This window comes from Desulforamulus profundi (genome assembly GCF_002607855.1).
Window position 1 is genome coordinate 1 of sequence record NZ_AWQQ01000005.1, and the last position, 11,582, is coordinate 11,582.

Here is an 11,582-nt window from a genome sequence, read left to right on the forward strand (position 1 = left end):
CAGGGGATGGTTTTAAAGGACGGCGCCAAGATGTCCAAATCCAAGGGCAATGTGGTCAGTCCCGAGGAAATTATCGACCGCTACGGCGCGGATACCGCCAGACTGTTTATCCTGTTTGCCGCCCCGCCAGAACGGGATCTGGAATGGAGCGACCGGGGCGTTGAAGGAAGTAACCGTTTTCTCAACCGGGTCTGGCGTCTGGTTTACTCCGTTAAAGACCAGGTGGCCGCCGCCCCGGCCGTTGCCCCGGGGTCTTCCTTTGTGGGCGTTCACAAGGAAATGCGCCGGTTAACCCATTACGCCATTAAAAAAGTGACCGAGGATGTCAGCGGACGCTTTAATTTCAACACGGCCATCAGCACCATCATGGAACTGGTGAACGGCATTCACACCTACCGTGACAAGGTGGCAGAGGTGGAACGCGATTCCGCTGTATTGGCCGAGGCCGTCAATGCCACCATTATCCTGCTGGCGCCCTTTGCGCCCCATATCGCCGAAGAACTGTGGCAAGCTACCGGCCACCCGGGCAGTGTGCACCGGCAGCCCTGGCCGGTATACGATCCTGCCGCCCTGGTGGAAGACGAGGTAGAGATTGTCGTTCAAATAAACGGTAAGGTGCGGGAGCGCCTGCACATTCCGGCCAACATGAATGCGGCCGAAATGCAGCAGTATTTGATGGATCTGGCACCGGTGCAGGAGTTAATCGCCGGCAAACAGGTAATCAAGGTAATCCCTGTGCCGGGTAAGCTGTTAAACATTGTAGTAAAATAAACAGGCAAAAGACACCCTGACCGGTGTCTTTCGTTTTGGTTTTAACAACAATGCATATACTTCCATTCCCGACGCATACTAAAACGTGTATGCCCACGGAGGTGAAAGTTGTGCAAGAACTGTTTCCGCATGTCTGGCGCACAGTGGTAATCTACCTGGCAGTTCTGGTGATTGTCAGGCTGACAGGAAAACGGGAGATCGGGCAGCTTTCTTCCTTTGACTTTGTGGTTGCCATTATCCTGGCCGAACTGGCGGCGATCCCGATGGAGTCCACGGAGATCCCGATTTGGCATGGCATTATTCCCATCGTCACCCTTGGACTGCTGGAAGTAGGATTTTCCTATTTAACCCTGATTAATCGACCCTTACGTAAAATATTATACGGCTCACCCCAGGTTATTATTGAAAACGGGCGGTTGTTAAAGCACGAAATGCGTTCCTCCCGATACAACCTGGACGACCTGTTAAGCCAGCTGAGGGAAAAGGGTTTTTATGATATTGAGGACGTGGAGTATGCCATTCTGGAGACCTCCGGCAGGTTAAGCGTGATACCCCGCTCCCAAAAGAGACCGGTCACCCCGGATGATTTGGGAATATCCACCAAGTACGAGGGGCTGCCCACGGTGCTGGTCATGGACGGGGATGTGATGAAAGAGAACCTCAGCAAAGTGAACCTCGATGAAGAATGGCTTAAAGAAAAACTTGCCGAAAAAGGCCTTCACTCCAAAAAGGTTTTACTGGCCACCCTGAATACCCGGGGGCAGCTGATGATTGATTGCCAGAATGACGACAGAATGAGTTAATAAACTTTTAGGTCTGATCTCAAAGGAGGTCAGACCTTTTAAAAATGGTTCTAGCGTATTAGTTACTATTTAGTTGATTATATCAGAATGATCAGAAAACCGGCTGGATAAATTTTGTTTTCCGGTAACTAAGTGATCTAGGAGTAGTAAGATAGACACCGTCTTATTGGTGTCTCCTTTTCCATTATGTTTATGTACAGCTGAATATATAGTACGAATTATTCTACTCAAAAATACCGTGGCAGGAGGTAGTATATCATAATGCTATTTTAATCAAATTATGGTTTTTTTAGCAGGAAATTGTCATTATGAATAGAAATAACCATGAAGTCCGGTTGAGAAGTTTTTAGGAGGAAAGACACCAATGTTAAATTTGGGCCGTAAGGAACAAGGCCTTATTTTAATCATTGTGGCAGTGGTCCTTTTTACTGCCGGTTACCAGTTTGCCCACCGGGAAAAGAAAGAGGTTGAGCTGGTGGGCCCATCCAGTGCAGAAGCCACCCATGAGGAGACCGGCCCGGTGGTGCATGTGGATGGAGCGGTGGAGAAACCGGGCGTTTATAAACTGCCCTCCGGCAGCAGGGTGAACGATGTCATTGAACAGGCGGTGGCTTTGCCGGATGCAGATCTAAGTGCACTTAACCTGGCAGAAATTTTGAAAGACCAAAAGAAGCTGGTGGTCCCCAGAAAAATGGAGCAGCAGGCACCCGGACAAAATGTTGTTTCACAGACCATGCAAGTACAGGCTCCCGGCAATGCAGCGGTGTCCAGTTTGCAGGCCACGCCACCCGCCAGGTCCAGCGGACTGGTGAATATTAATACGGCCGGTGCGGCGGAGTTGGACACGTTACCCGGCATCGGCCCGGCCCTGGCGGAAAGAATTCTGCAATACCGGCAGGCCAACGGGCCCTTTCAAACCATCGAGGATATAAAAAATGTTTCCGGCATTGGTGATAAAAAATATGCCGACCTGCAGCACAGGATCACCGTTCACTAACCGGTGCCGTCAGATCAATCATACAGGATGTGAATTCATGGAAGCAAGTTTGCTGGCCCAGTTAATCCGACTCCAGGCAATGGAAACAAGCATGATTGGCATGAATGAAACCAGGGAGAATTCCGGGGAGTTTTCCCTGCTGCTGGCCCGGTTGATCGCCTCCGAAACGGGTTCTGCCAATGCAGCCCTTGACCTTAAACCCACCGTTCGTTTGGCGGAGGTCCCCTACCTGCCGAAAAGGCAAGCCCAGGCCTCGGCCCGGGCAGCGGCGGCGTCTTTTCTAGCTGCCCGGGGTTCCAAGGAATATGAAGCCTTGGTAGAAAAGGCGGCCTTGCGGCACGGGGTGGACCCGGCCCTCTGTAAAGCGGTGGCCAGGGCTGAGTCGGGCTTTAACCCCGGCGCCACTTCCAAGGCCGGCGCCATGGGTTTGATGCAGTTGATGCCGGGCACTGCCAGGGGCCTGGGGGTGGACAACCCCTATGACCCGGAACAAAATGCTGATGCGGGAGTCCGCTACCTGAAATCGATGCTGGATAAATATAATGGGGATGTGGAACTGGCTCTGGCCGCCTACAATGCGGGGCCCGGAGCGGTGGACCGGCACGGGGGTGTGCCTCCCTATCAGGAAACCCTTCATTATATTAAAACCGTTACCGGTTACCGGCGCAATTATGCGGGTGGCTAAACATGCAACGACCGCTGGTTTTTCTGGTATTGGCCCTGATGATTGGGATCATCGGTGCTACAGTAAGCAGAATTGATGTCGCTGCTGCCATGATGGCAGCGGTTTTCGCCCTTACCATGGCGGGCATAGGGATCTTGAGGCCTGGCGTGTGAATGCCTGGGCCCTTTTTTGCGTCTGCGTCGCCCTGGGGATGGTCCTGACCTCTATGAAACTGGCGGCGGTGGAATCGCCGATGCTTGCCTTCAAGGGTAAGAGTGTGCGGCTGGTGGGTACCGTCATAGATCGACCGGATGTTCGTCCGGAGGCAGTATTTTATAAACTGGAACTAAGGACAATTGCCCATAACCATGAGATGAAACCCACCACCGGCGTCCTCCGGGTCAAGATAAAGGGCCAGGGCAGGGTGTATCACTACGGTGATCTATTGGAAATGACGGGGTTGCTTGGTGTTCCGGACCCGCCGGGCAATCCCGGCGCCTTCGATTACCGGGCCTGGTTAAACAGGCAGGGTATCGCCGCCACCCTTACGGTGCAGGATGCCAGGGAAGTTAGGTACCTGGGCGGCGGCGGCAATCCTGTCCTGCGGACCGCCTACGGGCTGCGGAGTGCCCTGGAGAGGATCTTTGACCAAACCATGACCAAAACCAATGCGGCGGTGGTCAAGGGCATCCTGTTCGGCACCCGGGGGGAGATCCCTCAGGAAGTACAGTTGGCTTTCAACGAAACCGGGCTGGTCCACATCCTTAGCGTGTCCGGGTATCATGTGGGTCTGGTAACCGTAATCCTGCTGGCCCTGCTGCGATTCATGAGAATCCCCACCCGTTTTACCGCCTGGGTGGCCATCCCGGCACTGATCTTTTATGCCATCATGACCGGGCTGGGGCCGGCGGTATTTCGCTCCACCATCATGGCGGTGCTGCTTTTGCTGGCCCATCACCTGGGACGGCAGCAGGACTGGCCCACCACCCTGGCTGCCGCGGCGGGAATGATTTTGGTTGTCAATCCCCTGGATTTATATGATATCGGATTTCAACTTTCCTTTGCCGCCACCTGGGGTTTGCTCTATTTAACACCGGTAATGACGCAGCTCTTTCCCAGGCTCCCCAGGACTTTCTCTTTGCTGATTGCTGTGCCCCTGGCCGCCCAGTTGGCCACACTGCCTCTGGTGGTGCTGTATTTTAACCTGGTGTCGCTGGTTTCCGTACTGGCCAATTTGCTAACCGCCTACCTGGTAGCCCTTATCATGCTGTTTAGCGGGATTTCCCTGCCGGTTGGAGTAATCTTCCTCCCCCTGGCCGGCTTTATCAATGCTAGCACAGGACTGCTTACGGACCTGTTCCTCTGGCTGGTGCAGTTCTGCAGCGCTCTCCCCGGGGCGGCACGGTACATCCCGGCTCCACCCCTGTGGCTGGTATTCCTTTATTACCTCCTGCTGGTGGGTGTTTTTGAACTGCTGCGGCGCCCCCGGTGGCAGGATAAGTTAAAACACATCCTGGGGGACGCCGTTGTAAAAGGGCGCAGCCATAGAATAGGCCTCGGCTGTTTGGTGTTCCTCCTGCTGACTGTTGCCTGGTTGGCCTGGCCAATCAATAACAGGCTGGAGCTGCATTTTATCGATGTGGGCCAGGGAGACAGTACCCTCATCGTTACACCCAATCAAGGCACGGTTCTGGTGGACGCCGGTGGCTGGCGGGATGAGCTGCTCACCGGCAGGGGAGCGGGAAACCAGGTGGTGGTGCCCTACTTGCACAGGCTGGGGATTAATCACCTGGATGTATTGATCATCACCCACCCGCATGCGGACCACGCCGGTGGAGCCCGGGCGGTGATCAAATCCATGCCGGTGGACATGGTGGTGGTGTCGCCCTACGGATTGCAGGAGGAAGATCAGGTGGATGAAGGGTACGAGGTCTTATTGAATGAAATCCGACAGCAGGGGATTCTGCTACGTGCAGCCAGGTCCGGGGACCGGTTGAAGATTGATTCCCTGGTAGCCATGAAATTTTTATCCCCGGCAGAAACCTACTCCGGCACCCGGTCGGACGCCAATAACAACAGTCTGGTGCTTTTATTAAATTACCAGGCCGAACGGCGCTGTTCACCGGAGACATTGAGACAGAGGCAGAGGAGGACTTGCTCCAAAGGGATCAAATCCCCGGAGCAGAAATTCTTAAAGTACCTCACCACGGCAGCGGGTATTTTCATCCCGACTTCTTCATCCGGGTAAGCCCTGAGATTGCGGTCATCTCCGCAGGGGCCAACAACCGTTTCGGCCACCCTTCCCCTAAGACTTTGGAAGCCCTCCAGGAGTTCAACAGCAAAATCTACCGGACGGACCGGCAGGGGGCGGTGATTTTAACCACAGAGGGTGTCAAGTGGAAGATTAAAACCGGTAAATAAAAAAGGAAATACTAACCACGCAGATTTCCTTTGTTTTAGCTTTCAAAGGCGGAGCGGGGGCGTTTGTCTAGTTATGGTTTATAAGCCCCTGGTATTCTTTTATGATCCCGTTATGCAGTTCATATACCGAACCACTGATGGGATAGGGGTTATTGATAAAACTACTGTGTCCAATCATAAAAGCCTGCCTTAGCACAGCCTGGTCAGCGGGGGAGAAAAGCATGACCACATCCCGGTTTGGCACCATGGTCAGGACCCGTTGCTTGGGGGACAATCCCTGTTTTGCGGGTGTCAAAAGCAATGCAAGTAACCGGCTGGAGTCATAGGTATCACCATAGTTAAAGCCATAAATCTTCCTGCTTTCATCAAAAACTTGCAGAGGTTTTACCAGGTCGCGGAAGAAATTACGCAGCGCAATCCGGTATATTTTTTCCATACTAAAACCCAACTGCTTCACTGTCTGCTGGTCCAGGAAAAAGATTCTCATCCCTTCATCAAGGACGTAAGCCATAGACAGTTCACCAATTAAAGGGTCGGTAACAATTCCTTTGGCGTCCTGGGGTCCCACCAGCAGGGGATACAGCCTGTGGAGGTTCTCCTTTACATCAAGATGACTGATGCCTCTTTCCCGCCGGAGATCTTTAATAAAGGGCGCCAGGACCTTTGCGATGTATCTGGGCCGCACAGGGGCACGCTGCCGGCAGTATCCCCTGTAGAAATTTTCCAAGGATAAATCAATCCAGTATTCTCCTTTTTTCATTCGAATGGCAAAATAATCTAAATTATAAATTAAAGACTTGGGTACAGCATCCAAAATATATTCAGAAACCGTTTTGCGAAAGGTTTGCCGGTCCATCAAGCTTGTTCAGACCCCCTATCCTAACAGGTACATGCAATGAAGCGGTTTGTGAACTGTATGTTACTGTAATATAATAACTTTAGTAGAAATATATGCGAGAGAATTCCAAGAGAGGTGGTTTTTAAGATGGCGTTGGTGGAAGTCACGGTCATTCCCCTGGGCACCGGCAGCACCAGTTTAAGCAGTTTTGTGGCCGGCTGTGTGAGGGTTTTGGAACAGGCGGAGGATGTTAAATACCAATTGACCCCCATGGGAACAGTTCTTGAAGGGGATCTGCCCAGCTCATGGAACTGGTCCGCCAAATGCATGAGCAGCCTTTTTTGGCAGGGGCCACAAGGGTCAGCACCACCATCCGCATTGATGACCGGAGAGACAAGGAAGGCACCATGCAAGGAAAGGTTGCTTCGGTAGAAACAAAATTAATCACACCGGGTGGCACGGACTAAATGGAATATTACAAAGGACTGATGAACAGCCTGGCCAGGGGACAGGTGTCCCCGGTCTACTTATTTTACGGGGAAGAAGAATACCTGAAAGAAAAGATCGTTGAGAAATTCAAGGAAGTGCTGCTTCCCCAGGCGGCGGATTTTAACCTGGATGTTGTGGACGGTGAAGAAACGGAACCGTTTACTGTGGTGTCCCTGGCTGAAAATCTGCCCTTTATGGCGGAACGGAGACTGGTTATTGTCAAAAATACCCCCTGGTTTTCGGCAAAGGGTAAAGCCAGGGACGGCGGGGAGCGGGCAGAAGAGGATCATAAAACAGGGGGAAAAGAAGCACCCCTGTTGGATTACCTGAGCAACCCTTCACCCAGCACCTGCCTGGTGTTCATGACCGGGGACGCTGTGGACCGTCGAAAGAAACTTTTTAAAGCCGTTGGGTCCGCGGGACAAGCCATTGAATTTAAAGCCTTGAAACCGGCGGAAATGGTTTCCTGGTTGGCCCAGAAGATAAAAGCCGCCGGTAAAAAGATCGACCCGGCAGCGGCCAGGGCACTGGTGGAGGCCAATGGCAAATTGGGACTGTTGAACCTGGAAAACGAAGCAGAAAAACTCCTCCGTTACCTGGGAGAGGAACCGGAAATCACCCTCCGGGATGTCCGGCAGGTGGGTGTAACAAATGTAGAGCAAAATATTTTTACCGTGGTGGATGAGGCTGTGGCCGGCCATACCTCCAATGCACTGACCGGCATTCGGGAGCTGCTGGCCATGAAGGAACAGCCCCCGAAAATTTTGGCCATGCTGGCCCGTCAACTTCGCATCGCCATTCAGGTGGACGCACTGGTCCGGGAAGGCTGCCCCGAAAGGGAAGTGGCCGGAAAATTGGGCCTCCATGATTTCGTAGTCAGGAAGGCGCTGCATCAGGCCAGGAAAAGCGGCTCCCGGAAACTGGAGTGGGCGCTGGAACAGATGGCAGGCATTGATGCGGACATCAAAAAAGGCCAGCAGGATTTCCTGCCGGCCATCGAAACTACCTTGATTAAGTTTAGCCGGCTGTAAGTATGCCGGTGTTTGTCTAAACAGTACGTAAAAAACCACCCCGGCAGGGTGGTTTTAATCATTAGCCAGCAATTTTATTGAACCGCTTGGTTAGGCGAGATTTTTTTCTGGCTGCGGCATTTTTGTGTAAAACGCCTTTGGTAACAGCTTTATCGAGAGCAACCAGGGCTTTACGCAGAGCAGCCTGCGCCAGTTCCTGGCTGGCATTTACTAAAGCTTCTTCGTATTTGCGAATGGCGGTTTTTACAGCGGATTTAATACTGGCGTTTCGAATGGTACGCTTCCGTGCAATTTCAACCCGCTTAGCAGCAGACTTAATATTAGGCAAATTTTCTCACCTCCCCAACAAGCAGTATTTTACCACGCTCAAATTTAAAATGCAAGCAGCTTTCGTATATCATAACCCTTTTTGGTGAATGATAACTGCAGAATTCATTATAGGAGGTGATTATTTTGTTAGGAATGGTTGTCAGGTTCATTGTTGCAGCCCTGGTGTTAATCGTGGTAAGCTGGCTTTCTCCCGGTTTTGTAGTGCATGGTGGCTTCATTGGCGCTCTGATTGCTGCTGTGGTCATTGCGGTCTTAGGCTACATAGCCGAAAGTTTACTGGGTGAACGGGTTTCTCCCCAAAGACGTGGCCTGGTTGGCTTTGTTACCGCAGCGGTCGTCATCTATCTGGCCCAATTTATTATTCCTAACTTACTCAGCGTCAGCCTGTTTGGTGCATTAATTTCAGCCTTTATTATCGGTCTCATTGATGCCTTCGTACCCACCGTTGTTCGATAGCAAAAACCTTCAAGAAACCTACCGGCCAGGTATGGTTTCTTTTTTTCATGCTGCCAAATGAATTTTAAAGGGAACGTTAAACATACCCTCCTTTTGCCGGGCATATTCTTAACTATACAAGCCCCGGCGGGGGGTGATTTTTATCTACAGGTGCTATCGGGGAATCAGAGTTAAGACAAAGAGAACCGCCTCCATCCTTTCCATCGTGCTGATCGGCTTGCTTCTGGCGGTACTTTTGCACAGCGGTTTCCGGCTGGGAGATGAGGCGCCCAGGAGAATGCTGGCTGATTCAGTGGATTGGCTGGTTTGCAAGGTATTTCAGGACCCCAAAGGAATGGTACTGGCCTCCATGCCTGCTTTGTCCTGGCAGGATACTCCCGAGGAAATGGAAAGTCCCGGCCGGGCGCTGTTGTCCTGGCTGGCGGGAATTACCCGCATTGATCTGAACCCTGCCGGCATGCTGCGGGCCCAAATACCGCTGTTGGGTCAGATCAGTCCACCGGAGGTGTCGGTGGTTGCCATGGATTCTGCAATACCGGAAGATCCACAGCTCGAACAAAAGGTAAGTCAAGAGGTACTGGTGGGAATTTATACCACCCATACCGGAGAGACCTATTCCCTGACGGACGGCACCGACCGGTTAACCGGCGAACAGGGTGGCGTGGTTAAAGTCGCCAGGGCAGTACAAAAAACATTGGAAGACAAACATGCCATCCGGGTTGTCCTTTCAGACCGGATTCATGATGCCCGGTATGCCACTTCCTACTTGGAATCGAAAAAAACCGCCACGGAAATGGCAGAAAAGAACCCGCACATGATTGCCATGCTGGATATCCACCGGGATGCAGGACGGTCCCGCGAGGAAAGTCTGGTGGAAGTGAAAGGGCAAAAAATAGCACCTATCTTAATCATTATTGGTTCCGATGCCAGATTGCCCTTTCCCAATTGGAAGCAAAATTACCGGTTTGCCTGCCGCCTGGCAGCCAAGATGAATGAGCTGTACCCGGGTCTGTGCCTGGGGGTCAGGGTTAAGGAAGGGCGCTATAACCAGTTTTTACACCCCGGGGCTGTTTTGTTGGAGATAGGTACCGACAACAATTCCCTGGAAGAGGCGGTGGCCAGCGGGGAAATGCTGGCGGATGCCCTGGCAAAGCTGGTGCAGGAAGAAGTAAAAACAAGGGAGACCCTAAAGAAGGAAGAAAATATCCCCGGGAAAACACAGGATGAGCAAACCATAGACCCGGAAGCTGAGGAGGAAAACCGCTCCGAAGAAAGGCACGCCCAGCCCGTCCCTCCTTTTCATCCAAAAGAAAGTGTTCACTGACCAAACTGGAAAAAAATGTATAGCCATTTGCAGAAAGGCACATCCTTATAGTGGGGAGGTGCCTGGTTTTATGTTGAGAAATTTGTTGTTCCTGGTTGCGTTGTGCGCCTTTTTTACGGTAGTGGGACTGGGGGTATATACTTCCAACAAACAGTTCAATGATATTGTTTTACCGGACCGGCCGGTTTATTTATTCAAACTGTTCGAGAAGGATTCCGGTGTTGTTCAAATTGAACTTTTGGGAGAAACCCTGGCAGTGGATATCCCGGCCGTTAAAAACAGGGCTGACAGCTACCTGCTTGTGGCAAAACAAAAGCTGCAGGAGGTAAAATCAGATCCCCGTTTAATTGAGGAAGTAGCCAACGTTAAAAAGGTGATGCAGGAACCGTGGAATGCCTGGTGGGAATCCGAGAAAGTCAGGGCGGTACACCAGTGGGTAAAAGAACGGATCTAGCGTCTTGTACAAGTTGAAGCAAGGCTTAACCGGTGCTATAATGAAAGAGTATGTCGTTTTTCGGAGTAGGAGGGAGTATGAATGGCAACGCCCCAAAATCGTATTCGAAACTTTTGCATTATAGCACACATTGATCACGGTAAATCCACCCTGGCTGATAGAATATTAGAACAGACCGGCGCCCTCAGTGAAAGGGAAATGACTGAGCAGGTGCTGGATAAAATGGATTTAGAAAGGGAAAGAGGCATTACCATCAAGCTGCAGGCGGTCCGCCTCTTTTACAAGGCTTCCGACGGGGAAGAGTACCAGCTGAATTTGATTGATACTCCCGGTCACGTAGATTTTACCTATGAAGTTTCACGAAGCCTGGCAGCCTGTGAAGGGGCCCTGCTGGTTGTGGACGCCTCCCAGGGGATTGAAGCCCAAACCCTGGCCAATGTTTATTTAGCATTAGAAAATGACCTGGAAATTATCCCGGTCATTAATAAAATTGACCTGCCCAGTGCCGAACCGGAGCGGGTAAAGCAGGAAATCGAGGACGTAATCGGCTTGGACACTTCCGAGGCCGTACTGGCTTCGGCCAAAACCGGCATTGGTATCAACGAGATCCTGGAACAGGTGGTCACCAAGATTCCCCCGCCGCAGGGTGATCCCAATGCCCCCCTGCAGGCCCTGATTTTTGATTCCCACTATGACGCCTATCGAGGGGTCATTGCCTATATTCGAATTGTTCAGGGAACCCTCAAGCCAGGGATGCGCATCCGTATGATGCGACACAAAAGGAATTCGAGGTCACCGAAGTGGGTGTTTTTAACCCCAATATGATTTTCGTGGACCAGCTCAGTACCGGCGAAGTTGGTTTTGTGGCCGCCAGTATGAAGAACGTTCAGGATGTGCGGGTGGGTGACACCGTTACCTCCGCCCAAAAGCCGGCGCCGGAACCGCTGCCGGGCTACCGCAAGGTGACTCCGATGGTGTTCTGCGGCTTGTACCCGGTGGATACC

Annotated in this window: 13 protein-coding genes and 2 pseudogenes; 13 read left to right on the forward strand and 2 right to left on the reverse strand. The window is 51.8% G+C overall.

Annotated features, from left to right (window positions below; all coding sequences use genetic code 11):
* The 7 genes from P378_RS00370 to P378_RS20315 all read left to right on the forward strand — a co-directional run.
* On the forward strand, positions 1–771 hold a 771-nt coding region (locus P378_RS00370), incomplete at its 5' end, for a class I tRNA ligase family protein (protein WP_143338376.1).
* A 110-nt stretch (positions 772–881) separates the two neighbouring features.
* Positions 882–1,574, forward strand: coding sequence for a DUF421 domain-containing protein (locus P378_RS00375; protein WP_099081880.1), 693 nt, complete (start codon positions 882–884; stop codon positions 1,572–1,574).
* Between the two features lie 364 nt (positions 1,575–1,938).
* Complete coding sequence (locus P378_RS00380) at positions 1,939–2,571, forward strand: ComEA family DNA-binding protein (protein WP_099081881.1); 633 nt, start codon at positions 1,939–1,941, stop codon at positions 2,569–2,571.
* Between the two features lie 37 nt (positions 2,572–2,608).
* The gene (locus tag P378_RS00385) at positions 2,609–3,256 is read left to right on the forward strand and encodes a lytic transglycosylase domain-containing protein (RefSeq protein WP_180260907.1); all 648 of its coding nucleotides are present in this window, start codon (positions 2,609–2,611) and stop codon (positions 3,254–3,256) included.
* Between the two features lie 2 nt (positions 3,257–3,258).
* Positions 3,259–3,408 (forward strand): hypothetical protein, encoded by a 150-nt coding sequence (locus tag P378_RS20310; protein WP_238472667.1) that lies wholly within the window; start codon positions 3,259–3,261, stop codon positions 3,406–3,408.
* Complete coding sequence (locus tag P378_RS00390; protein ID WP_238472668.1) at positions 3,405–5,483, forward strand: DNA internalization-related competence protein ComEC/Rec2; 2,079 nt, start codon at positions 3,405–3,407, stop codon at positions 5,481–5,483. The genes P378_RS20310 and P378_RS00390 overlap by 4 nt, the downstream gene beginning before the upstream one ends.
* The gene (locus tag P378_RS20315) at positions 5,390–5,656 is read left to right on the forward strand and encodes a ComEC/Rec2 family competence protein (RefSeq protein WP_238472669.1); all 267 of its coding nucleotides are present in this window, start codon (positions 5,390–5,392) and stop codon (positions 5,654–5,656) included. Before P378_RS00390 ends, P378_RS20315 begins: the two co-directional genes overlap by 94 nt.
* Before the next feature lie 67 nt (positions 5,657–5,723).
* Here the strand turns inward: P378_RS20315 and P378_RS00395 are convergent, their stop codons facing one another.
* Positions 5,724–6,512 (reverse strand): DUF1444 family protein, encoded by a 789-nt coding sequence (locus P378_RS00395; protein WP_099081886.1) that lies wholly within the window; start codon positions 6,510–6,512, stop codon positions 5,724–5,726.
* 129 nt (positions 6,513–6,641) lie between these two features.
* On the opposite strand from P378_RS00395, the pseudogene P378_RS00400 reads away from it, so the two are divergent.
* Together P378_RS00400 and holA are read left to right on the forward strand one after the other, a co-directional pair.
* Positions 6,642–6,961, forward strand: a pseudogene (locus P378_RS00400) (MTH1187 family thiamine-binding protein).
* Entirely contained in the window at positions 6,962–8,014 is a 1,053-nt protein-coding gene (gene holA / locus P378_RS00405) for a DNA polymerase III subunit delta (RefSeq protein ID WP_099081882.1), read from the forward strand.
* A 61-nt stretch (positions 8,015–8,075) separates the two neighbouring features.
* Here holA and rpsT read toward each other — a convergent pair whose 3' ends face one another.
* Complete coding sequence (gene rpsT, locus P378_RS00410; RefSeq protein ID WP_099081883.1) at positions 8,076–8,342, reverse strand: 30S ribosomal protein S20; 267 nt, start codon at positions 8,340–8,342, stop codon at positions 8,076–8,078.
* Between the two features lie 134 nt (positions 8,343–8,476).
* Between rpsT and P378_RS00415 the strand changes: the two genes are divergently transcribed.
* The 4 genes and pseudogenes from P378_RS00415 to lepA form a co-directional block, all read left to right on the forward strand.
* Positions 8,477–8,800: a phage holin family protein gene (locus tag P378_RS00415; RefSeq protein ID WP_180260908.1), complete on the forward strand. Its 324-nt coding sequence runs from the start codon at positions 8,477–8,479 to the stop codon at positions 8,798–8,800.
* Between the two features lie 133 nt (positions 8,801–8,933).
* Positions 8,934–10,124 (forward strand): stage II sporulation protein P, encoded by a 1,191-nt coding sequence (gene spoIIP / locus P378_RS00420; protein ID WP_238472670.1) that lies wholly within the window; start codon positions 8,934–8,936, stop codon positions 10,122–10,124.
* Positions 10,125–10,194: 70 nt separating this feature from the next.
* Entirely contained in the window at positions 10,195–10,578 is a 384-nt protein-coding gene (locus P378_RS00425) for an HMG-box domain-containing protein (protein WP_099081884.1), read from the forward strand.
* A gap of 81 nt (positions 10,579–10,659) precedes the next feature.
* Positions 10,660–11,582, forward strand: a pseudogene (lepA, locus tag P378_RS00430) (translation elongation factor 4); the annotation flags it as partial.

Bases quoted from the DNA above. Each gene is read 5' to 3' on its own strand.
- P378_RS20310 (WP_238472667.1), top strand. From the start codon at position 3,259: ATGCAACGACCGCTGGTTTTTCTGGTATTGGCCCTGATGATTGGGATC.
- P378_RS00385 (WP_180260907.1), top strand. From the start codon at position 2,609: ATGGAAGCAAGTTTGCTGGCCCAGTTAATCCGACTCCAGGCAATGGAA.
- P378_RS00395 (WP_099081886.1), bottom strand. From the start codon at position 6,512: ATGGACCGGCAAACCTTTCGCAAAACGGTTTCTGAATATATTTTGGAT.
- P378_RS00425 (WP_099081884.1), top strand. From the start codon at position 10,195: ATGTTGAGAAATTTGTTGTTCCTGGTTGCGTTGTGCGCCTTTTTTACG.
- holA (WP_099081882.1), top strand. From the start codon at position 6,962: ATGGAATATTACAAAGGACTGATGAACAGCCTGGCCAGGGGACAGGTG.
- P378_RS00415 (WP_180260908.1), top strand. From the start codon at position 8,477: ATGGTTGTCAGGTTCATTGTTGCAGCCCTGGTGTTAATCGTGGTAAGC.
- P378_RS00380 (WP_099081881.1), top strand. From the start codon at position 1,939: ATGTTAAATTTGGGCCGTAAGGAACAAGGCCTTATTTTAATCATTGTG.